18 protein-coding genes and 1 riboswitch are annotated in these 21,557 nt (G+C 59.8%); of the genes, 8 read left to right on the top strand and 10 right to left on the bottom strand.

All coding sequences use genetic code 11. The annotated features are described in order from the left end of the window. Positions 1-28 precede the first annotated feature (28 nt). Positions 29-2,746: an ABC transporter ATP-binding protein gene (locus tag DA915_RS24230; protein ID WP_060727382.1), complete on the bottom strand. Its 2,718-nt coding sequence runs from the start codon at positions 2,744-2,746 to the stop codon at positions 29-31. A gap of 344 nt (positions 2,747-3,090) precedes the next feature. On the opposite strand from DA915_RS24230, the gene DA915_RS24225 reads away from it, so the two are divergent. After that, entirely contained in the window at positions 3,091-4,911 is a 1,821-nt protein-coding gene (locus DA915_RS24225; RefSeq protein WP_192886650.1) for an alpha/beta fold hydrolase, read from the top strand. Here the strand turns inward: DA915_RS24225 and DA915_RS24220 are convergent. From DA915_RS24220 to DA915_RS24200, 5 genes are read right to left on the bottom strand one after another with little or no spacing between them, the layout of a single operon-like run. After that, a complete protein-coding gene (locus DA915_RS24220) occupies positions 4,879-7,335 on the bottom strand; it encodes a glycoside hydrolase family 2 protein (protein WP_107677559.1) in 2,457 nt (818 codons plus the stop codon). The genes DA915_RS24225 and DA915_RS24220 overlap by 33 nt on opposite strands. Beyond that, positions 7,332-8,315 carry a DUF1839 family protein gene (locus DA915_RS24215; protein WP_107677558.1) on the bottom strand — a complete coding sequence of 328 codons (984 nt, stop codon included), beginning with the start codon at positions 8,313-8,315 and terminating at the stop codon, positions 7,332-7,334. The genes DA915_RS24220 and DA915_RS24215 overlap by 4 nt, the downstream gene beginning before the upstream one ends. Before the next feature lie 6 nt (positions 8,316-8,321). Continuing rightward, entirely contained in the window at positions 8,322-9,230 is a 909-nt protein-coding gene (locus DA915_RS24210) for an amino acid--[acyl-carrier-protein] ligase (protein ID WP_003504856.1), read from the bottom strand. Positions 9,231-9,234: 4 nt separating this feature from the next. Continuing rightward, positions 9,235-10,416, bottom strand: coding sequence for an acyl-CoA dehydrogenase family protein (locus DA915_RS24205; RefSeq protein ID WP_020813437.1), 1,182 nt, complete (start codon positions 10,414-10,416; stop codon positions 9,235-9,237). Then, complete coding sequence (locus DA915_RS24200) at positions 10,416-10,667, bottom strand: acyl carrier protein (RefSeq protein WP_003504852.1); 252 nt, start codon at positions 10,665-10,667, stop codon at positions 10,416-10,418. Before DA915_RS24200 ends, DA915_RS24205 begins: the two co-directional genes overlap by 1 nt. A gap of 182 nt (positions 10,668-10,849) precedes the next feature. Beyond that, a riboswitch (TPP riboswitch) is annotated at positions 10,850-10,961 on the top strand. Positions 10,962-11,056: 95 nt separating this feature from the next. On the opposite strand from DA915_RS24200, the gene thiC reads away from it, so the two are divergent. The 6 genes from thiC to DA915_RS24170 all read left to right on the top strand — a co-directional run bounded on the left by thiC (position 11,057) and on the right by DA915_RS24170 (position 16,321). Then, positions 11,057-12,880, top strand: a complete 1,824-nt coding sequence (thiC, locus tag DA915_RS24195; protein ID WP_107677557.1) for a phosphomethylpyrimidine synthase ThiC — start codon at positions 11,057-11,059, stop codon at positions 12,878-12,880. Between the two features lies 1 nt (position 12,881). Beyond that, positions 12,882-13,886 (top strand): glycine oxidase ThiO, encoded by a 1,005-nt coding sequence (gene thiO / locus DA915_RS24190; RefSeq protein ID WP_107677556.1) that lies wholly within the window; start codon positions 12,882-12,884, stop codon positions 13,884-13,886. Beyond that, a complete protein-coding gene (gene thiS, locus DA915_RS24185) occupies positions 13,855-14,052 on the top strand; it encodes a sulfur carrier protein ThiS (protein WP_003504833.1) in 198 nt (65 codons plus the stop codon). Before thiO ends, thiS begins: the two co-directional genes overlap by 32 nt. A 3-nt stretch (positions 14,053-14,055) precedes the next feature. Next, positions 14,056-14,829 (top strand): thiazole synthase, encoded by a 774-nt coding sequence (locus DA915_RS24180; protein ID WP_003504832.1) that lies wholly within the window; start codon positions 14,056-14,058, stop codon positions 14,827-14,829. A gap of 88 nt (positions 14,830-14,917) precedes the next feature. Next, complete coding sequence (locus DA915_RS24175; protein ID WP_107677555.1) at positions 14,918-15,922, top strand: P1 family peptidase; 1,005 nt, start codon at positions 14,918-14,920, stop codon at positions 15,920-15,922. A 3-nt stretch (positions 15,923-15,925) separates the two neighbouring features. Beyond that, the gene (locus DA915_RS24170) at positions 15,926-16,321 is read left to right on the top strand and encodes a winged helix-turn-helix domain-containing protein (RefSeq protein WP_087745042.1); all 396 of its coding nucleotides are present in this window, start codon (positions 15,926-15,928) and stop codon (positions 16,319-16,321) included. Here DA915_RS24170 and modC read toward each other — a convergent pair. The 4 genes from modC to DA915_RS24150 all read right to left on the bottom strand — a co-directional run bounded on the left by modC (position 16,290) and on the right by DA915_RS24150 (position 20,438). Beyond that, a complete protein-coding gene (gene modC / locus DA915_RS24165; protein WP_107677554.1) occupies positions 16,290-17,366 on the bottom strand; it encodes a molybdenum ABC transporter ATP-binding protein in 1,077 nt (358 codons plus the stop codon). The genes DA915_RS24170 and modC overlap by 32 nt on opposite strands. Then, complete coding sequence (modB, locus tag DA915_RS24160) at positions 17,363-18,070, bottom strand: molybdate ABC transporter permease subunit (RefSeq protein WP_107677553.1); 708 nt, start codon at positions 18,068-18,070, stop codon at positions 17,363-17,365. Before modB ends, modC begins: the two co-directional genes overlap by 4 nt. 53 nt (positions 18,071-18,123) lie before the next feature. Beyond that, positions 18,124-18,915 carry a molybdate ABC transporter substrate-binding protein gene (gene modA, locus DA915_RS24155; protein ID WP_020813445.1) on the bottom strand — a complete coding sequence of 264 codons (792 nt, stop codon included), beginning with the start codon at positions 18,913-18,915 and terminating at the stop codon, positions 18,124-18,126. Between the two features lie 239 nt (positions 18,916-19,154). Next, the gene (locus DA915_RS24150; protein WP_107677552.1) at positions 19,155-20,438 is read right to left on the bottom strand and encodes an FAD-binding oxidoreductase; all 1,284 of its coding nucleotides are present in this window, start codon (positions 20,436-20,438) and stop codon (positions 19,155-19,157) included. 130 nt (positions 20,439-20,568) lie between these two features. Here DA915_RS24150 and DA915_RS24145 point away from each other — a divergent pair, with 130 nt between their 5' ends. Then, complete coding sequence (locus DA915_RS24145; protein WP_080866448.1) at positions 20,569-21,495, top strand: LysR family transcriptional regulator; 927 nt, start codon at positions 20,569-20,571, stop codon at positions 21,493-21,495. Positions 21,496-21,557: the final 62 nt, after the last annotated feature.

Genomic DNA, 21,557 nt, shown 5'->3' with positions numbered 1-21,557 from the left:
TTGTTCCACCTCGGTCACCTTCTTGGACTTATGTTGCGACCATGTCCTTGAATGTACCGTTTTCCTCGGCGAGAGTCTCGTAACTTCCGTCGGCGGTGATCAGGCCCTGATGAACAACGATCACTCGCTTGAACATGCGAGAGAGCGTCGCATTCGACAGAACCCATATGATCGACGGGTTATTGTTGTTCTGTTTCAGGAGTGTGATGACCCGTTCAACAATTTCCTCCTGCTGTCGGGGATCGAGGCCGGGAAGAGGGCGGTTAAAGACGTAATAATCGGATTTGCGGATCAGCGCCCGCGCGAGATTGAGCTTCTGGCGCTGGAGCGGGCCAAGCCGTTTGCCGCCGGCGCCGAGGTTGAAGTCCAGGCCCACCGCCAGCACGCGCTCATAGACACCCTGCTTGCGCATGACATCGGCCACGATGCGGGTGATGCGCCGCGAGGCGTCGGTGTAACGATGGCCGACCTTGCCGAAGAGGATGTTGTCCAGAAGGCTGGTGGCGCTCATGTATTTGGTCGGATCGTAGATTTCGATCACGTTTTTCAGGCTGTCGGGCAGGTTCTCATGGAACATGTGCCGGACTTCGACGATCCGGTTCATGATCTCCGGCGACAGCAGGCCGAAACGCTGGCGAGGCTCGATGTAGAAGAAGCTGAGCCGCAGCATTGCACGCTTTTCGTTTTCATTGGCCTCGTCGAAACTCTTTCCCTGAAGCCGCTGCAGCATCTGCTGATAGACTGGAATGTCATCGGGGGTCATGAAGGTAAGCTGCTGGAAGAAGGGGTGATCTCCCGGCAGGTCGGCGAAGATTTCCACGATGTTTTCGGCAATCGTGTAACCCATTTCGAACAGGGTTTTGACGAGACCGGTTTCGCGCATCAGGGAGCGGAAATAGTCGCTTTCGATGACGATTCTGATTGTCTGGGACGAATCCCGCATGGTGCCGAACAGCAGGTTTTCACCGACCGTCGCCTCGCTGTTGTAGCTCTCCAGTTCAAAGGGCGCGATGAGGCCGCTCAGATTTTCCTTTTCCAGTTCGGCCCGCAGGACATGCCGCAACTCCACGATGCGGGCGGCAAGATGCAGGTCGGTCAAGGGATCGATCGACGAACGCAGCGCAAATTCTAGAATATCCTGTGAGAGTTCCACGCTGTCGAGGACGGCCAGAATGGCCTGGATGAGATTTTCCGGCCTGCCGTCGCCGGCCGGGCTCGAAGCGTAATCGATCCATTCGCTGTTGATATCGATCAGCGGATTTCCCGCCATCTTGGCTTCGCGGATTTCCCACTTGCGGTGTTCCAGCGCCGCGCCCTCATAGTCCCTGTCCGCAAGGGGGGCGTGTTTGAGGCCGTAAAGCAGATTGTCCTTCAGGCTGGCGTGGAAGAAGTAGCTGTCCGAGGAGACATAGGAAATGCGCCGCCCGGTGAGCGATTCCGGCAGTTCCAATATGTCGACGTCGTTGATGCTGATCTTGCCCGAGGTTGGCCAGAGCGTGCGGCCGATCGCATCCGCCAGCGCCTCGGCGCCCGAGCCGCCGACGATGGCGATCACCTCACCCGGCTCGACCTTCAGCGATGCCTGCTCCAGAAGCCGGCTGCCGCTATCATCCTCGAGCGTCAGATTGGCGACGACGATCGGGGCGCTGATTGCCGCGACGGTGCCGGGAGACAGCTTCTGCACCTTCTCTTCGATCATGTTTGGTGCATCGAACTGCTCGAAGACCTGCTCGTATTTCACCTGCACGTCCTGGCGTGCCTGATCCCAGTCGATCAGTTCTTTCAGCGGTCCCGGCAGTTCCTTATAGGCATTGATGACGGCGACCAGCTGCCCGACATCGAGACTGCCCTTCAGTGTGAGATAACCGCCGAGCGCATAAAAGAAGAAGGGTGTCAGCTGCGCGAGGAAGTTATTGATGAATTTGACCAGAAACTTCCACTGGTAGAGATCGTAGCGGATCTTGAAGATGTCGCCGAGGCGATGCGAGGCATCCGCGCGCTCGTAGTTGGAGGTGTCATAGGCGTGGATGGTGCCGATACCGTCGACCATTTCGCCGATGCGTCCGGCAAGCTGGCGGGCGCTCAGCTGCCGCTGGCGGCCGAGCTCGATGAGGCGGCGGCGCATTTTAGGAATGATGCCCACCTGGATTGCCGCCATGAAAGCTGCGATCAGGCCCAGCCAGAAATTCTGCACGAGAATGAAGAAGAGCGCGGAGAGCGCCTGGCCGCCGAGAAGGGCCGGCTGCACGAAGGCGTCGCCGGTAAAGCCGCCGAGCGGCTCAACCTCGTCCTTCACCATGCTGGAGATTTCAGCGCCCTTGACCCGTTTGAAATGGGAGGGTGGGAACCGCAGAATCTTGTCTATGAGCTCGAAGCGGATACGCCGCAGAAGTCGTTCGCCGAGGCGACCCTTGAAGGTATTGATATAATATTTGAAAAGACCGTTGATGACGACAAGCGCAAGGAACGTCAGGCTGAGCGCCATCAGCATCGACATGCGGTTGAGCTCAAGCCCGGGGAATAATGTCACGGTGCCCCAATAGGGAATATCGACCGTGAGATGCATGAAAAGCTGCGTCGCATTCGCCCCTTCGAAACCATCCCCCTGAATTGGGCCGTTGACGATCTGCTTGGGCAGATCGAAGGCGAGGAAATAGGGGATCATCGAGAGGGCCACGATCAGCAGAATGAAAAGCTGCTGCCGCCTCGTGTGCGACCAGATATAACGCGTAAGGCTTTGTTCCATATAAAACTTCTATGACCTGGCGGGCGAGGCCCGGCGTGTTGGTTTGCGCGGTGTCTAGACGATCCGGTGGCCGGGTGGCGCAACCTCCTCCTGCAAATAGGTGTGGGACTCGCTATTTATCAGTATATTCAAGCGGTTTCGAGCAAAATAGCGGTCCTGCCGAGACTTCTCCGTCACCCCCGCGTTTGTTTTTGCAACGTGTGGGCGACAAGGGATATAAATGCGACTATATTTTTAGACTTCTCTAATATTGTTGTTTTTATTGTAGATCAGGCGTTAAGACGCTTGGATACAATGATCCCGCAAGGGTTGAGCCAGACACTGGCGCAATGATGGCAAGGTCGATGGCGATAGATATTTCAGAGCGTACAGGCAGCGATCCATCCCTTGATGCATTGTCGCTTTCCGGCATTGCCTCGAATGGGGCTGTTGCGCATCCGGTCTCTTTTGACGGGCTCACCGGGATTTTCCATCCGGCGCACAAGCAAGTCAGACAAGGCCATGCCGTTCTTTTTGTCAGCCCATGGGGCATGGAGGAGCTCTGCAGCCGCAAGTTTCAACGGGTACTGGCCGAGCGGCTGGCCGCCTGCGGTGTCGCTAGCCTTCGATTTGACTATCTTGGCGCGGGTGACGCCTTCGATCCTGATGATGCGGGCCGCTCGGCGGACTGGATTTTTGACGCGCGCGTAGCGCTCAACTGTCTGAAGCGTCTTTCCGGCTGCACTGAGGTGGTTGTCGTCGCTCAGGGCCTCGGTTGTCTGATAGCGGCACAGGCGGTTGCCGATGTGGCCGAAGCGGGTTCCATGGCGTTTCTGGCGCCTGTCGTTTCCGGCCGCGCCTATCTGCGTGAGCTGGCGATGTGGTCGTCGATGATCGACGATGGTTTAGGCCTTCGGCCCGCGCAACGCATGACGGAAGCGGGATCGATTGCCGGCATGGCCATGCCTGCGGGGGTTGCGGATGCGATCAGGAAGACCAATCTTTCCAATCTCGCGGCTGCTCCGGCGCGCACCATTCTGGCTCTTTCCCGACCGGGCCGCGTGACCGATGCCGATTTCGCCAAACATCTAGCCACGATCGGCGCTAAGGTGGAGGAGGCGGAGTTTTCAGGTTACGACGATCTCGTCTCCAGCCCGACGCTCTCGAAAATATCCGACGATGTGGTCAATCGGCTGGTCGACTGGGTTCTCTCTCAGACCCACGCCGAGAGTGCGGCGATGCCTCTGGAGGATTTCACCCTCAATGCTCCGCAGCGCGGTCGCGGTTTTGTCGAGCAGCCGGTGCAGTTTGGAGATGGCGGACGGCTTTTCGGCGTTTTTTGCAGGCCAGATGATGGGGATGTGGTTTCTTCGGTTCTTCTGCTTGGCGCTGCCTATGACCGGCATGCGGGCTGGGGCAGGCTTTCCGTTCAGATGGCCCGAGCATTGGCGCGTGAGGGTGTGGCATCGCTTCGCTTCGACGCGGCCAATATTGCCGACAGCCCTCCGGTCAAGAATGTGCCTGAGCAGGTTCTCTACGATGTCGCGCAGAATGACGACGTGGCTGCCGCACTCGATTTTCTCGGCAAGCGCGGCAAGGGGCCTTTCATTGCGGCGGGCCGGTGCAGCGGCGCTTATCTCGCCTTCAACGGCGCAATCGCCGATGAGCGGATCGGTGCGGTTGTCGCGGTCAATCCGGTGGTCTTCCATTGGCGCAAAGGCCGCTCGGTGGATGAGGCCTTGCATAAACGGCCGCGTTCCTTCGGGGAATACAGCCAGCGCTTTCGCCAGGGCGCGACATTCAAGCGTCTCATCAGCGGCGATGTCGATGTGGCAAGTGCCGGACTGAATATCGTCAAGGCGACGATCAAGAGGCTTTCGACAAAAACGGCGAGGCTGTTCCGCAGGGGGAGCGAGGAAGGGCGTGCCGTTTATGGCGCGTTCGACAAATTGAAGGCGAATGATACCGCCGTCCATCTGCTCTACAGCGACAACGATGATGGTCTGGAGCACTTCCAATATTATTTTGATGCCAATGGCGAAGGGCTATCAGCCTATCAGAACGTGTCGCTGACCATCATTCCTGATGCCGATCACAATCTTTCAACGCCTGAAGCCAGGAAGATGTACATTCATGCGGTGAAGCGGCTTGCCCTAGAAGGAAAATCGCCGGCTGGAACCCAGTGACAGGACCTCTCCGGAAGGCGGGGTTTCGGTCATCGCAGTCTCCGGCATAAGGCCGATTTTTCTGGTCTCGCCAGGGCCGAGATGGAACCAGTTTTCTGCCGGGTGGTAACCCTGCACCTCGACATGGACAGACTGCGCCAGCCGGTCCGCGCCGATTTCAAGAGACCAGTTGCCGCTCGTTTCGCTGAGCGCCACCTGAAGGTTCGCGGCATGCAGCGCCTTTTTACGGCCGAGAGGGAAATGGAACGCGTCGGCGATGACATGTCCTGTCGCAACGTCGCGAAGCCTGGCGACCGTTACATCATGGGACGGGGGGCCGAAACGATAGGCATAGGTCGTATCGAAAAAAGCGCCGAACAAATCTGTTGCGGCAATCGTCTGGCCCTGCCGCGGCAAAAGCGTGAGTGGTCGTTTGGCGTGCACGACAGGTTGCACACCTTCGCGCAGGCAGGTCAGTTCCAGCATGGCTTCAAAGCCGCCGCCGGTCTCGTTGATGAGATGGATATCCAGCCCGTTCGTGCCCTCATCTGAAAGGCCGACCTGAATGGGACGGAACGCCCTTTTCAGTGCATGCCAAACGGATTTCGGCCTGCCGGTCGCATCGATAATGCCCCAGCCTGCGCCGGGAACGAGATCCTGCAGGGTCCAGACCATAGCGCCCTGACAGGAGGAACCGCTGCGCCGCCATTCGGCGAAAGTCGCTTCCATGACCTCGGCCGTCGCGGCCCGGGACATGTCGAGATAAAGGCCGCCATCTTCGCGACGCAGAACATCCGGTTCGACCTCATAAAGCAGCTTCAGATAATGATCGCGAACATCCTCGAAATCCCAGGAGGCGCCACGATCGCGCGGTGCGCGGGCTTTCCATCGTGGATCGTGCACGGCGACGCCGGGAAGATATCTGTCCAGCGTTTCCTGTTCGGGAATATTGGCGAAGGCGAGGCACTCGGCGGCAAAGCGCAGATTGGCGCGGCGCGCATCTTCCAGCGGGCGGCAATAGGCGCCCACGCCGTAATAATGGCCGACCCCGGCGTTGGGAATGAAGGGCAATGCACCGCCGGAAGGGGAATTGGCGACATAGGCTGCATCTGGTCGCTTCTCGGCGACGAGTTCCGGCAGGACTTCCTCGGTAAGCGTTCCCTTCCATATCTGCTCTGGCAGGCCGAGCATCGCGCCCTGCTGGTACATTTCACTGCCGCCGCAGAAAACGGCAAGCGATGGAGAAAGCGCGATCGCTTCCAGGAACTGCGAGATTTCCGTGACGATATGCTGGCGCAGGCTCTCGTCCTTTGCCGGGTAATCGAAATTGGCGAGCATGGCATCCTGCCAGACCATGATGCCAAGCTCGTCGCAAAGCGCGAAGAATTCCGGCGTCTCATAGGCCATGGTGCCGCCGATGCGGATCATGTTCATGCCCGCTTCCGCGGCTTTTCTAAGCCATGGCTCATAGTCCGGCCCCGTTCCCGGCAGGCGCACAATATCGGCCGTCGTCCACACCGCGCCGCGGCAAAATACCTGCTGACCGTTCACCTTGAGGCCGAAACCGTTGCCGTCTTCGCCGTGATCGATCTCGACTTGCCGGAAGCCCGTGCGCCCAAGGTGATGTTGCGTGCCGTCGAGCTCAAGAACGACGTCATGCAGAGCCGGCCTGCCATGGGTATGCGGCCACCATTGTTCGACATCGGATATGCGCAATTCGCCGGAAAGCTTGCCGCCCTCGTCCGGAGAAAGATCGGCGCTGTAACCGGCACAGCCAAGCCTTGCCGATTTTATCGGGCGGTTGCTTTGCAGCACGATGCTGACCGTTCCCGTTCCGTCTCCGTCCAGCGAAGACCGGAGCGTGCAGAGCACTCCGTCCTGCCTTATCAGGCTGATGGGTCGCCAGGGGCCGGCGGCGTGGATTTCCGGGCACCATCCGGGCATGTAACCCAGTGCAGTGGTGCGGATCAGCCGCAAGCCCTGCGTATTCATCATCTGGGGCCGCCAGCGGGCGCGGGGCCCGGTTTTTTCAAGTCTCGGCGCAAGCGCCCGGAAGCAGATCGAAAGTTCGTCTGCGCCCGTTAGTTCGACAGGCACTTCCAGCCTTTCGAACATGCTTTGGCTTGCGGCGATCAGCTCGCCATTGAAGAAGATTTCGGCAATGGTGGAGAGACCATCGAAGCGCAGTGTGGCGCGTTCGCGCGTATCGGAAATCATCGTCAGCCGATACCAGGCATCCCTGTCATTGAGGGGCGCTGGAGCAAGGCGGTCGAACTTTTCGGTCGATTCCAGAGCCTGCGCCACGGTTCCGGGCACGGAGACGTGAAGGCTTTCGAGCGATGCGGGAATATCGGAGGGTGTTTCGCAGGCATCGGCGGGCGTCAGCGTCAGCGTCCAGCCTTCGCTCAGCAATTCCTCGCTTTCGCCCGGAAGATAGGTCCTCACGCTGCCTCGCTGGCATCAGACAGTTTGGCCGCAAGCGCTTCCATCACGTCATCCCATGCATCCGCCGCCGGATCGAGTACTGACGCGAGCGCATCGAACTTGCGCCGGGTGACGGCGCGGGCAAGCTGGAACTGTACCGTCTTGGCGACTTCGGATATGCGCAGCGCGTGATCCCTCGCTTCAGCGAATTCATTCCTGTCCAGCCACTCGAGATGGCTTGCCAAAAGCTCGAAATTGGCGCCGAGCTGACGCAGCGTGTTGAAGGCATATTTGTGGAAAAAGCCGAATGGCCTGTCGGCAACCTTTTCCACCTGTGCCGGAAAGACGCTTGCGAAAGCCTTGACCGGGTTGGCGGAGGGTCGGCGTGAAAAATGAAACTTCAAGAGCCGTTCGGCGGTCTTGCGAATATGCGTCGGCGAAGGATTGCCGTCTGCGAATTTCGCAAACTCCGTATAGGGCAGGAAGGGCGGATCGGTTTCCGCCAGATGATGCTGGAACAGGCCGTCAAAATCTTCGCCTGCAAGATGGAAGAAGCCGGCATTGTGGAAATAGTCGAGTTCACGTTTCGCGAGGTCGAGCCGGTTGATGGCGATGGTGGTCTTGCCGTGTTCTTTCTGGTAGCCCACCCCATGGGTATCGGGCATATAGAAGCTGTCCATCTCGATCAGGCAGATGCGGCCGCGTTCCAGCTGCGCCTCGATATGGTTTTCCACCCTGTCGAAGATCGCAAGTTCGGTGGCGCGAACGCCATAAAGTGCTTCGAGATCTTCCAGCGGCACCTTGAAGAAGGTGAACTGGTCGCCTTCGAAATCCTGTGTCAGGGTGAAGCCGAACATGGCTTCCGGCGGCAGGCCTTTCGACGCCAGCACCTCGATCCACAAATCGATGTAGCAATTGGTCTCCGGCCAAATTCTCTCGGAGGAATGGAGCGGATGCTGCACATAATTTTGGGGATCGAGACCGGGAAAAATCTGCCGCATGAATGATCAGCCCCAGAGCGTTTCCACGACCTTCGCAGGCCATTTCTTTACGTCGAGACCATGATGCGCAAACAGCGCCAGCGCAATGCGCTCAAGGCCGAAACCAACGCAGGCGGTATGGGCGACATCGCCATTGTCGAGGTTAAGACCCCATTTCTGGCCGAAGGCATCCTGGTGATAGTTGAAGCTCATGCAGGCCGTCGGGCTGGTCGTCGATGTGACCGGGATCAGCAGTTCGAATTTCAGGTTCTGGTCGCGCTGGTTGTTGGCCAGCATCTTGCCGGCGCGGCCGAAGAACGGATCGTTTGCCACATCGATGGTGACGTCGAGCCCGACCGCCTTCATCATCTCGACGCCGCGATCCATCCAGGTCTGGCGGAATTCGGTGACATCGGACTCGGTACCCATGCAAACATATTCGCGCATGCGGAAAAGCTGCTGGCGGGCCGGATCCTTGGAGGGTTCATGGCGGAAGCAATAGGACTGGATGTCATAGAGACCGCCGCCGGCAGGTAGCGCGCCGCGCTTGGCAATCGTCGGATAAAGCGGGTAGCAGGCCGCCGGCGTCAGCACGATGTCTGTCGCTTTCTGGTCCTTGGTCCAGTCACCGCCCTCATCCATGGTTTTCAGCAGGCTGACATGGTCGAGTTCGCAGCCGCAGAAGGAATGGACGGTGCCGGCGAGCTGCGGGAAGCTCTTCATGTAACCGCTCTTTTCGAAGTAGGCGCGGTTGATGCCGGGCGGAAAACGGATCGCTTCGGCGCCATCAGCGCCGCCCGTGCGGTCGATCAGCCGCTCGAATGCGGCAATGACGTCCTCGAACTGGCCGCTGCGTCCATAAAGACCGTCCACACCCGTTTCAATCAGCAGGCCTTCTTCGAACAGTCGATCGAGAAACGATGTTTGCATGTCCATGGTCTTATCCCAAGAGGCTGGTGTCCTGCTTGTGAACCAGCAGGAGATTGGCGGAATTGCCGAGAATGCGGTCGTTGGAAATCATCAGACGGGCGGAATGCGCGTCGCGAAGGTGCCGGCCGAGGCTGTAGGGCGTGCCGTTCTTGTAGCCCATGATGCCGCAGACCAGCATGGCGTGGTCAATGATTTCAAGAATGGTTTCCGAAGAGCAGATCTTCACATTGTTCATGGCGACGGCAAAGGCCATCGACATCAGTTTTTCCGGGTCGCTCTTGGTATCCTCGTAAGCCTTGATGCCGGCGATGATGTTGGATTTCACCACCTGCAGCTTGGTGGAAACCTCCGCAAGGCGGATCGCGCCGGGAGGAGCCGTGCCGGGCGACTTGCGCGCTGCGGCTCTGACGAAAGACTGCGCGCGCAGCACGGCATCCGACGCGATGCCATACCAGACGGCGCTCCAGAGAAGATGCGAGCTTGCAAGCATGGATTGCGCTGCGATTTCCGCGAAAGGCTTCGGGAAGATCTGTGCCGCCGGCGCTTCGCCGCGAAACAGGAAACCATCCGAACAGGTACCGCGCATGCCGAGCGTATCCCAGACATGGGTTTTTTCGAGCGTGTACTGGTTTTTCAGGAATACGGTCATCACCTGATCGGCGGGCGCGGCATCCTTATGGGTGCGCGAGGTGATGAGGATCGCATCGGCATTGCTGCCATAGGAAATGACGGTGGCGTCCTTTTCCAGCCGGCAGAAATCGCCTTCGACCTCGATTGCGCAGATGGAGTTGCGCAGATTGCCGCCGATGCCGCCTTCGGTGGTGGCCGAGCCGAGCAGCAGCTGTTCCGCCGCGACGCGGCTCATGAAGCCCGCATGCCATGCGCTCGCCTCGCCATGTTCCACAAGGCTGGACAGCTTGATGTGGTGCATGGCGAAAATCATCGCGGTTGCGGAACAGGCCTGGCCGAGCCGGGCGCAGATATCGGCGATTTCCTGCAGGGAAGTACCTTCGCCACCGAGCGAAGCGGGGACCTGAATGCCGAGCAGGCGTTCCTGCCTGAGTGTATCAACGGCTTCCTGCGGAAAGCGGCCGGTAACATCAACCTCATCTGCGTGTTTGGCGGCAATTGCTGCGACACGGCCCGCGCGCGCGGACAGCGTTTCATCCTGCGGCGCTACGGTGACGTTCATCAGGCTGCCTCTTTACCATCCAGAATGAGCTTAACGGTGTCTTCAATGGCCTTGATGCTGGCAAAGGACTTGCGGTTCAGCAGATTGTCCGGGAATTCGATATCGAATGCTTCTTCTATGCCGAGCATCAATTGCACCGATGCGAAGGAAGAAAGCCCCGCCGCGTAAAGATCGGCTTCATCTGCAATCGTATCGACGGGGGTTGGAAGCTGGCCGAATTTGGCCAGTATTTCACGTATAGTCGCATTCATTCCGACGTATCTCCCATGAATTTCACATCAGGATGGTTTGTGCTTATCGTTACGTTGCAAACGATAATATTCGCCTAAACCGTTAGGTTAATTACAACTAACGGCAGCATGCGCCATTCCCGCACCTTTGCCAAGCATGGATCATCGGCCTTGACAAATGCCTGATGGTGTTTTTTGCTAGGGTTATTCACCAGGGGTGTCCCGTCAAGGGGCTGAGATTCTGCTTTCATGCGCAGTGACCCGTTGAACCTGATCCAGTTCATACTGGCGTAGGGACGGTGCAAAGACCTGATGTCGGACGGGCGCATGACGCCGTGTTTCGGCACTTCGGTATTTTCCATCATTCCGGCTCGAACTGGGTCTCCACTGTTAAACTTTGGAGCCTCAAGATGAATATCGCTGCCAAGAATATCCCGCTTTCCGTCACCACCGGGCCGCATGCCGCCTCCACGAAAATCCACAAATCAGGCATTTTACATCCGCATATCCGCGTACCGATGCGCGAGATCGCCGTCCATCCGACGGCGGGCGAACCGCCGGTGACGGTCTATGATTCCTCCGGTCCCTATACCGACCCTACCTATCCCGTTCTGATTGAAAAGGGTCTGCCGCGTCTGCGTCACGAGTGGGTCGTAGCGCGGGGCGATGTCGAGGCTTATGATGGCCGGCACGTCAAGCCGGAGGATAACGGCTTTGCCACCGGCGAACGGCTGACGCCCGAATTTTCCGTGCGCCACCAGCCGCTAAGAGCCACGGCAGGTAAAGCCGTGACCCAGCTTGCCTATGCGCGGGCAGGTATCATCACGCCGGAAATGGAATTCATCGCCATTCGCGAAAATCTCGGGCGCGAGGCAGCGAAGGAGAAGCTCGCGCGCGACGGCGAGAGTTTCGGCGCGCATATCCCTGATTACGTCACGGCGGAATTCGTCCGTCAGGAAGTGGCGTCGGGCCGCGCCATCATTCCCGCCAACATCAACCATCCGGAACTTGAACCGATGATCATCGGCCGCAATTTTCTGGTGAAGATCAACGCCAATATCGGCAATTCCGCCGTCACCTCCTCCATGGCGGAAGAGGTGGAGAAGATGGTCTGGGCGATCCGCTGGGGCGCCGATACCGTCATGGACCTTTCGACAGGGCGCAACATCCACAATATCCGCGAATGGATCATCCGCAATTCGCCGGTACCGATCGGCACGGTGCCGCTTTATCAGGCGCTGGAGAAGGTCAACGGCATTGCCGAGGATCTCAACTGGGAGGTGTTTCGCGATACGCTGATCGAACAGGCGGAACAGGGCGTGGATTACTTCACCATCCATGCCGGCGTCCGGCTGCACTACATCCCGCTCACCGTCAATCGCGTCACCGGCATCGTCTCGCGCGGCGGATCGATCATGGCGAAGTGGTGTCTGCATCACCACAAGGAAAGTTTCCTCTACGAGCATTTCGACGAGATTTGCGACATCTGCCGCGCTTACGACGTTTCCTTCTCGCTGGGCGATGGTCTTAGACCCGGCTCGATTGCCGACGCCAATGACGCGGCGCAGTTCGCGGAACTGGAAACGCTTGGCGAGTTGACGCAGATCGCCTGGGCTAAGGATTGCCAGGTGATGATCGAAGGCCCCGGCCATGTGCCGATGCACAAGATCAAGGAGAACATGGACAAGCAGTTGAAGACCTGCGGCGAAGCGCCCTTCTATACGCTCGGGCCGCTCACCACGGATATCGCACCCGGTTACGACCACATCACGTCGGGCATTGGTGCTGCGATGATCGGCTGGTTCGGCACGGCGATGCTTTGCTACGTCACGCCCAAGGAACATCTCGGACTGCCTGACCGTAACGACGTGAAGGTGGGCGTCATCACCTATAAGATCGCGGCGCACGCCGCCGATCTCGCCAAGGGCCATCCGGCAGCACAGGTGCGGGACGATGCGCTGTCGCGCGCAAGGTTCGAGTTCCGCTGGGAAGACCAGTTCAACCTGTCGCTCGATCCGGATACGGCGCGGTCCTTCCATGACGAGACGCTGCCGAAGGAGGCGCACAAGGTCGCGCATTTCTGCTCCATGTGCGGGCCGAAATTCTGCTCGATGCGGATTTCCCACGATATCCGCGCCGAGGCGCAGAAGGAGGGGCTGGAGGCCATGGCCGCGCGCTTCAAGGAAGGCGGGGAGCTTTATATGCCGCTCGCGACGCCTGCGGATGCCGAATAGCATGCGCGTTCTGGTCAAGGGAACGGGGGTCGCCGGTTTGACGGCGGCCTTCGAACTGGCGCGGAACGGCGTTACCGTCGAGGTTTGCGAGCGCCATGCCGAACCCTTTCGCGGCGCATCCTGGTATGCGGGCGGCATGCTGGCGCCCTGGTGTGAGCGTGAAAATGCGGAAGAGCCGGTTCTGACGCTCGGCCAGGCGGCGCTCGACTGGTGGGATGAGGCAACCCCCGGCCTTGTGGCCCGACATGGCACGCTGGTTGTCGCGCCCGCCCGCGACAAAGCGGAGCTTTCGCGTTTCGCATCGCGGACCGGCGGCTATCGCTGGGTGGACGAGGGAGAGATCGCCGCTCTGGAGCCTGATCTTGCCAGGCGGTTTCGCTCCGGGCTTTATTTTCCGGGCGAGGGGCATCTCGATCCGCGCCTTGCACTGAAATCGCTGCATGAGCGGCTTTGCACCATGGGTGTGCGGTTCCACATGGGCATCCCGGTGGATGACCGACCGTTCGACCGGGTGGTGGATTGCACCGGCGCCGCTGCGGTGGGAGAGATTTCCGACCTTCGCGGCGTGCGGGGAGAGATGCTCTATCTCTCCACGTCGGAAGTCTCTTTGTCCCGTCCCGTCCGGCTGCTGCATCCGCGTATTCCGCTTTACATCGTGCCGCGCGAGCCCGGCCGTTTCATGGTGGGCGCGACGATGATCGAAACCGAGGATGCCGGCGACATTTCTGTCCGTTCGATGATGGAATTCCTGAATGCTGCCTATGCGGTGCATCCGGCTTTCGCGGAAGCGGAAATCATCGAGACCGGCACGGGCGTGCGCCCCGCCTATCCCGACAATCTGCCGAAAGTCACGCAAGACGGCCGGCTCATTTTCATCAACGGCGCACACCGGCATGGCTTTCTGCTCTCGCCGGCTATCGCGCGGCAGGCGGTTGAAATCGTCTGCCAAACTCTTTCTCAAAGGGAACAGGATCATGAAACTTCTGGTAAATGGCGACGAGCTTGATCTCGCCGCCGAGACGCTGGCCGGTCTGCTCGCCAGCCTCGAATATGAAGGTGAATGGCTGGCAACGGCGGTCAATGGCGATCTGGTGCATTCGGAAGAGCGCGCCGACTATCAACTGAAGGCTTTTGACCGTGTCGAAATTCTCTCGCCGATGCAGGGAGGCTGAGACATGCTGACGCTTTATGGCCGTGAAGTCTCGTCCCGTCTTCTCCTCGGCACGGCGCGGTATCCGTCCCCCGCCGTGCTTGCCGATGCCGTGCGGGCGAGCAACACGGATATTCTGACGATTTCGTTGCGCCGGGAAACGGCCGGCAATAAGAAGGGCGGTCAGTTTTTCGAGCTTATCCGCGAGCTCGATCGCTACATCCTGCCGAATACGGCCGGGTGCCATACGGTCAAGGAAGCGGTGCTGACGGCAAAGATGGCCCGCGAGGTGTTCCGCACCAACTGGATCAAGCTGGAGGTCATCGGTCATCACGATACGTTGCAGCCCGACGTCTTTGCGCTTGTCGAAGCGGCAAAAATTCTCTGTGACGATGGTTTCGAGGTCTTTCCTTATACGACCGACGATCTGGTCGTCGCCGAAAAGCTGCTGGAGGCAGGCTGCAGGGTACTGATGCCCTGGTGCGCGCCAATCGGCAGCGCCATGGGGCCGCTCAATCTGACGGCGCTGAAATCCATGCGGGCGCGTTTTCCGGATGTGCCGATGATTGTTGACGCCGGTATCGGCCGCCCGTCCCATGCGGTCACGGTGATGGAGCTTGGTTACGATGCTGTTCTGCTCAACACGGCGGTTGCGGGCGCGGGTGATCCGGTCGGCATGGCGGAGGCTTTCGCCCACGCCATAGAGGCCGGCCATCAGGCATATCTCTCCGGGCCGCTGGAGCCGAGGGACATGGCCGTTCCCTCGACGCCGGTGATCGGCACGGCTGTTTTTTCCTGATCGCGGCTTGTCGTAGACATCAGGCACGTCACGTTTTGCGTTGACAGTGCCTGATGGTGGCGGGATACCGGGAAAAAAGGGAAACGGCATGGCGGCACTCACCAATCTTCTGACTGACATAGGCGGCGTTTCGGTCGGCAATGTCACCGATCTTTCCCTCGGCTCCGGTGTTACGGCGATTGTTTTCGAAAAGCCCGCCATTGCTTCCGGCTCTGTTTTGGGCGGTGCGCCGGGCGGGCGCGATACCGGCCTGCTCGACCCGGTGATGACGGTGGAAACGGTGGATGCCTTCGTGCTGTCAGGTGGTTCCGCCTTCGGGCTGGATGCGGCGGGCGGCGTTCAGGCCGGGTTGCGCGAGATCGGGCGCGGCCTGCAGGTGGGGTCCACCCGCGTTCCAATCGTGCCGCAGGCGATCCTGATGGATCTGCTGAATGGCGGCGACAAGGATTGGGGTCTGCATTCGCCGTACCGCGAGATGGGATATGCAGCCTTCGAGGCGGCGCGTGCGATGCCCTTCGAGCTTGGAACAGCCGGGGCTGGAACGGGTGCGACGACCGCCACCTTCAAGGGCGGGCTCGGCTCCGCAAGCGCCGTCAGTTCCGGCGGTTACAAGGTGGCGGCCATCGTTGCCGTCAATGCGCTCGGCTCCGCAACGGTTGGAACGAGCCGCCATTTCTGGTCCGCGCCTTTTGAAGTGCAGGGTGAATACGGCGATCGCGGTTTTCCTGCTCATTTCGAGCCGGATCACACCGCGCTGCGGCTCAAGGGGGTCAATCTCACGGCAACGACCATCGGTGCGGTGGTGACGGATGCCGCGCTCACCAAGGCGCAGGCGCATCGCCTTTCCATCATGGCGCATGACGGGCTGGCGCGCGCCGTTCTGCCCGCCCATCTGCCGAGTGACGGCGACACCATGTTTGCGGCCTCAACCGGTGAAAAGCCGCTTGAGGGCGGCGTTCATTTCGCCGAACTTTGCCATCTTGCCACCATCGTGATGGCGCGCGCGGTGGCGCGTGGCGTCTATGAGGCCACGGCCTTGCCGGTGGATGGAGCGCAAAAGGCCTATCGCGATCTTCATGGACGGAGCCTTTGAACGATGAGTAAGGCCCTCCCTCCACTGAAACCTGTTCTTCGTATCGATTTTCCGCCCGGAGAGCGTCTCGGGCACGGCAAGATCGAATTGATGGAGCTGATTGCCGAAACGGGTTCCATCTCCGCCGCGGGGCGGGCGATGGACATGTCCTATCGTCGCGCATGGCTGCTGGTGGATGCGCTGAACCATATGTTCCGGCAGCCGGTTATTGAATCGCAGCGCGGCGGCAAACAGGGCGGCGGTGCGGCGCTGACCGCTTTCGGCGCCGAATTGCTGGAACGCTATCGCGGCATGCAAAAGCGGATGAACGAGGCTTTGCGCGCGGATATCGACTGGCTGGAGGCCAGCCGCAATCCCGATGCGGCCCTCAATAGGGATCAAGAGCCGCCGACTTTATGATCGCATGCACCGGTCTTCCGGGTTCCAGCTGCAGCCTTTCGCGGGAGAGGTCGGTGATGCGCGACTGGATGATGTCACCGCCACAATCCACCTGAACCGTGACCATGCCGTCTTCACTGGCCGAAACAGTCGCAACACGGCCCTCGAGAATGTTGAGGGCGCTCAAGCCTTCGGGCTTTACGGTTGCCAGCATCACATCGCGCGCCGGTATAAGCACGCGTGCCGGGCTGTCGGATGTTCCCCTTTTTGCCGGCACATGGAGCAGCATGGTCTTTAGCCTCACGGCGGCAAGTCCGTGCCGCTCATCAAAGCTTTCAATGTGCCCGGAAAGAATGCTGCCTGCCTTGCGCCGTTCGAGATGCATGCTGAAATCCGGTCTCGCCAGCACTTCGGCTGCTTTTCCCTGCGCTTCCACCTTGCCGTCTTTCATCACCACGATGCGGTCTGCGAGGCGGGCGACTTCCTGAATGGAGTGGCTGACATAGACAACAGGGATTTTCGTCTCGTCGCGCAGCCGTTCGAGATAGGGAATGATCTCGGCCTTCCGCTGCTCGTCCAGCGAGGCGAGCGGTTCGTCCATCAGCAGCAGCCTGGGGGAAGAAAGCAGGGCGCGGCCGATGGCGACGCGCTGTTTTTCGCCGCCCGAGAGTTTGTTCGGACGTCGCTGCAAGAGATGGCCGATACCGAGCATGTCGATGATATGGTCTTCCTGCGCGACCTTCGTTTTGTCTGCGGTGAACCAGCTGCCGTAGTGCAGGTTTTGCGCCACGCTGAGATGTGGGAAAAGCCGCGCTTCCTGAAAGACATAACCGAAACGGCGTTTATGGGCCGGCACGAACAGTCGCTTTTCGCTATCGGCCAGCACCTCCCCATCCAGCAAAACCTGTCCCTCATCCTGCCGCAGCAGGCCTGCTATGATACGGATCATCGAGGTCTTGCCGGAACCGGAGCGCCCGAACAGCGCGGTGACGCCGCCTTCGGAGATGAATGACGCATCGAGTTCGAAGGAGCCGAGGCGATGACGGGTGGTGACTGAAAGCGTCATTCCATGCTCACCCGTTTGCCGATGATGCGGGCCAGAAACTCCGAGACAAGCAAGGCGAGCATGGAAATCACGACCGAAACGATGGTCAGCCGCAATGCGCCGGCATCCCCGCCCGGAACCTGGGTGAAGGTATAGATGGCGGCGGAGAGTGTCTGGGTTTCACCGGGAATATTGGAAACGAAGGTGATGGTCGCGCCGAATTCACCCATGGCCTTGGCGAAAGCCAGGATCATGCCGGCGATGATGCCGGGCAATGTCAGGGGAAGCGTGACGGTGAGGAACACCCAGAACGGACTTGCCCCCAATGTGCCCGCCGCCTCTTCCAGTTTGCGGTCCACCGCTTCGATGGAGAGGCGGATGGAACGCACCATCAGCGGGAAGGCCATGACGGCGCAGGCGAGCGCCGCTCCGGTCCAACGGAAAGAAAAGACGATGCCGAACCAGCTATCGAGAAAGTGCCCGATTGGCCCTCTGCGACCGAACAGGACGAGCAGCAGAAAGCCGGTGACGACGGGCGGCAGGATGAGCGGCAGGTGGATGATGCCGTTGAGCAACGACTTGCCCCAGAAGCGGCCGCGCGCCAGCGCCACGGCAATCGCAATGCCGAAAGGCAGGCTGGCAAGCATGGCGATGGAGGACACCCACAGGCTGAGCCTGATTGCCGTCCATTCTTCAGGGCTGAGTGTCAACCAATGCAATGCCATATCCTGCAATCGTCATCTCTCGCGGCCAATATGCTGGGCTCCCGAAAGGCAGTTTATTTCAAAACGGTAAAGCCTTGCTTTTCGAAGAAAGGCGTCGCCTTTTCGGATTTAAGGAAATCCAGATAGGCCTTTGCTGCCGGCGATTTTGCCTCCGAGAGAATGGCGACGGGATAGATGATCGGCGGATGGCTGTCTTCCGGGAAGGTGCCGATGATCTTCACACCGGGATCGGCGGCGGCGTCGGTCTGGTAGACGATGCCATAGGGGGCTTCGCCGCGCGAGACGAGCAGCAGGGCGGCACGGACGCTTTCCGCGCCGGCGACCTTCTGTTCGACAGACGACCAGACGCCGAGTTTTTCCAGAGCGGCCTTGCCGTATTTGCCCGCTGGTACGGAATCAACCGCGCCCATCGCCAGACGGCCGTCGCCCACCAGAGCCGCAAGATCGAAGCCCTGCTTGATTTCGACCGGCTTTGCCTTGTCTGCGGGAGCGACGAGAACGATGCGGTTGCCGAGAAGATTGGAGCGGCTGTCAGCGTTGATCAGCTTCTTGTCGGCAACATAGTCCATCCATGCAAGGTCGGCGGAAATGAAGATATCCGCCGGTGCGCCCTGCTCGATCTGCTTTGCCAGCGCAGAGCTTGCGGCATAAGAAACGGTTGCCTCGTTACCGCTGTCCTTCGCCCATTCGGCGTTGATGGCGTCGAGGGCGTTTTTCATGCTCGCGGCGGCAAACACCGTGACTTTTTCGGTGGCATGGGCCGGAACGGCCACAAGGGAGGCCGCCATCCAGAAGGATGTGGCTGCGGCAATGGTTTTGAAAAAGCTGCGGCGTAAAAGTCTCATGGTTGTTACCCCCCGGGTTCGAGATATCCTGATGAATATATCGATAGGCCTATAGGGCAATCATTATATTTTCAAGGATATATCGATATGGTGGGAAAAAGCCCGTGGTGGGCGCGGGCTTCCCCTACCTCATTCCTGTGACAAGCACAGGGACGAGGGACGGTGAGCACACCCGAAAACGGCAAACGTCGTAATGAGGCATCGGCCCCGAACGTTTGTGTCGTGCACTGTAAGTTCGATCAAAAACGCTCGCCGGCGAAATGGGCGATCTGTGCGCCTGCCTCGTAATAGGCTTCCTTCACCACCCGGAAAGCCTGCGCTTTCGGCTCCGTCACAGGCAGGGGCAATTCGGCTTCAGCAATCTCACCGAGAATATGCTGCGCAATCACCTTGCCGAAGGCCGTGCCCGGCGCGATGCCGCGGCCGTTATAACCTGAAAAGCCGACGACGTTCTCCGCGAATTTGTGAAAGCGGGGCACGGCATTGTCGGTCATGCCGATCTGGCCGTACCATTCACATTCGAACTCCGTATCGCCGAGCTGCGGGAAAAGCCGCTTCAGCGAGCGTTTCGCCCAGGCGCGATGAATGGCGGTCCCGGTGCCGCGCAGGGCGCCGACGCTGCCGAAGACCAGCCGGCCCGCTTTGTCCATGCGGAAGGAGGAGAGAATTTCCTTCGTATCCCAGCAGCCCTCACGGCCGGGCAGGATGCTTTTTTGCAGGTTGTCGCCCAGCGGTCTGGTCGCGAAGTTGAAATAGGGCAGGTAGATCTGCTCATCGCGAACTATCTGCCACGGTCCGGTGCTGTAGGCTTCTGTGGCCACAACGATCCAGCTGGCGGTTACAGACCCCTGCGGCGTCTTCACCACCCATTTTCCGTTGCTGCGTTCGGTCGCTACCACGGGGCTTTCGGTGTGCAGACCTGCACCCGCTTTCCGGGCGGCGGCGGCAAGGCCTCGAACATAAGCGAGCGGCTGGATCGTGCCGGCGCGTGTATCCAGAAGCGCACCGGAATAGGCCGTGCTGCCGGTGCGTCTCGCTGTCTCCTCGGCATCGAGAATGCGGACGGGCGCGCCTCTTGCAGCCCATTGTTCGCAGCGCTCGCGGATTTCGACGAGCCCCTTTTCGCCGACGGCGCAATGGAGCGTGCCGTTTTTTTCGATCTCGCAGGGAATTGCGTGTTTCTCCACCAGCTCACGAACGAGGAGGGGCGCATTGCCCAGAAGATCGAGAAGCCGTTCGCCGTAAGTTGTACCCAGCACGCCGGGCAGTTCTTTCGGCATGACCCACATGCCGCCATTGATGAGGCCGACATTGCGGCCGGCGCCGCCGAAGCCGATTTCCTTTGCTTCGAGAAGAACGACATCCACACCGCATTCGGCAAGATGAAGGGCGGCGGATTGTCCAGTGAAACCACCTCCGACGACGACGACATCGGCAACTGCTGCGCCCTGCAGGGCAGGCGTTACGGGCGGTTGCGGCGCGGTCTTTTCCCAGAGGCCGTGCGAGCGGGGGTCGTTATACATCGTTCCACCATATTCCGGGCCAGTTCATTTGTTTTTCGTATGAGTGACAAGCCCTTGTTTATGAGACTTTACAAGCGGTCGCGCCTGTTGAATATCGACATATCGTCAAGAGTTCATTCCGTGAGGGAATATGGTTCTGCCGCCCCGCCGTTTTCTGCCGTCGCTCTCGCTGCTGGCGGCTTTCGAAGCCGCTTCGCGCACGGGCAGCGTCACCGCCGCGGCGCGGGAGCTGGGGCTGACGCAGGGTGCGGTCAGCCGCCAAATTCTGGCGCTTGAAGAGCAGCTTGGCATGGCGCTATTCCTGCGCGAGCGGCAGACGATACGGCTGACAAGGGCTGGAGAAGGTTATGCGCGGGAAATCCGCGAGGCCTTGCGGCGTATATCGACGGCCTCGCTCAACCTGCGCGCCAATCCCGATGGCGGCACGCTCAATCTCGGGATTCTGCCGAGTTTCGGCACGCGCTGGCTGGTGCCTCGTCTTCCCGATTTCATTGCCAGACACCCGGGCGTTTCGGTCAATCTTCTGACGCGATCATCGCTGTTCGATTTCCGTACTGACACTGTTGATGCGGCCATCCATTTCGGATTGCCGCATTGGCCGGGAACCGAGCTGGTTTTCCTGATGCATGAAAAGGTCATTCCGGTATGCAGCCCGGCCTTCAAGGAGCGACACGGACTTTCAAGGCCTGATGATCTGCTGCAGGTGCCGTTGCTGCACATGACGACCCGGCCGGATGCCTGGGAACAATGGTTTCGCGGCCACGAGGTTCGTTTCGACAATGTGCATGGCATGCTTTTTGATCAGTTCACGACGATTGCCGAGGCGGCGAGCGCCGGCGTCGGGGCGTCGCTCATTCCTTCTTTCATGATCGAGGAGGAGCTGCGAAGCGGTCGCCTGGTCGCGGCTGTTGCGGGCGAAGTGGAGAGCGAGGAAGCCTATTATCTCGCCTGCATGCCGGATCGCGCCGGTTATGCACCGCTCGAGAGTTTTCGGCGGTGGATCGTTTCCGAGGCCGCAATTGGGACGAACGGCAGGACGGGTGAGTTTTCGGCGTAATCCGGTGACCGGTCTTGCAAGACGGACGCAGCTCAGCCAATAGTGCGCCATGACGCGTGGCA

The organism is Agrobacterium sp. LAD9 (assembly GCF_003031125.1).
Lineage (GTDB): Bacteria > Pseudomonadota > Alphaproteobacteria > Rhizobiales > Rhizobiaceae > Agrobacterium > Agrobacterium radiobacter.
Note: the sequence above shows the minus strand (reverse complement) of the source record. Positions and strands in the feature narration are given on the sequence as shown.

Coding starts and splice junctions, on each gene's coding strand:
- DA915_RS24230 (WP_060727382.1), bottom strand. CDS start 2,746: ATGGAACAAAGCCTTACGCGTTATATCTGGTCGCACACGAGGCGGCAG.
- DA915_RS24225 (WP_192886650.1), top strand. CDS start 3,091: ATGGCGATAGATATTTCAGAGCGTACAGGCAGCGATCCATCCCTTGAT.
- DA915_RS24215 (WP_107677558.1), bottom strand. CDS start 8,315: ATGCGGCAGATTTTTCCCGGTCTCGATCCCCAAAATTATGTGCAGCAT.
- DA915_RS24210 (WP_003504856.1), bottom strand. CDS start 9,230: ATGGACATGCAAACATCGTTTCTCGATCGACTGTTCGAAGAAGGCCTG.
- DA915_RS24205 (WP_020813437.1), bottom strand. CDS start 10,416: ATGAACGTCACCGTAGCGCCGCAGGATGAAACGCTGTCCGCGCGCGCG.
- DA915_RS24200 (WP_003504852.1), bottom strand. CDS start 10,667: ATGAATGCGACTATACGTGAAATACTGGCCAAATTCGGCCAGCTTCCA.
- thiC (WP_107677557.1), top strand. CDS start 11,057: ATGAATATCGCTGCCAAGAATATCCCGCTTTCCGTCACCACCGGGCCG.
- thiO (WP_107677556.1), top strand. CDS start 12,882: ATGCGCGTTCTGGTCAAGGGAACGGGGGTCGCCGGTTTGACGGCGGCC.
- thiS (WP_003504833.1), top strand. CDS start 13,855: ATGAAACTTCTGGTAAATGGCGACGAGCTTGATCTCGCCGCCGAGACG.
- DA915_RS24180 (WP_003504832.1), top strand. CDS start 14,056: ATGCTGACGCTTTATGGCCGTGAAGTCTCGTCCCGTCTTCTCCTCGGC.
- DA915_RS24175 (WP_107677555.1), top strand. CDS start 14,918: ATGGCGGCACTCACCAATCTTCTGACTGACATAGGCGGCGTTTCGGTC.
- DA915_RS24170 (WP_087745042.1), top strand. CDS start 15,926: ATGAGTAAGGCCCTCCCTCCACTGAAACCTGTTCTTCGTATCGATTTT.
- modC (WP_107677554.1), bottom strand. CDS start 17,366: ATGACGCTTTCAGTCACCACCCGTCATCGCCTCGGCTCCTTCGAACTC.
- modB (WP_107677553.1), bottom strand. CDS start 18,070: ATGGCATTGCATTGGTTGACACTCAGCCCTGAAGAATGGACGGCAATC.
- modA (WP_020813445.1), bottom strand. CDS start 18,915: ATGAGACTTTTACGCCGCAGCTTTTTCAAAACCATTGCCGCAGCCACA.
- DA915_RS24150 (WP_107677552.1), bottom strand. CDS start 20,438: ATGTATAACGACCCCCGCTCGCACGGCCTCTGGGAAAAGACCGCGCCG.
- DA915_RS24145 (WP_080866448.1), top strand. CDS start 20,569: ATGGTTCTGCCGCCCCGCCGTTTTCTGCCGTCGCTCTCGCTGCTGGCG.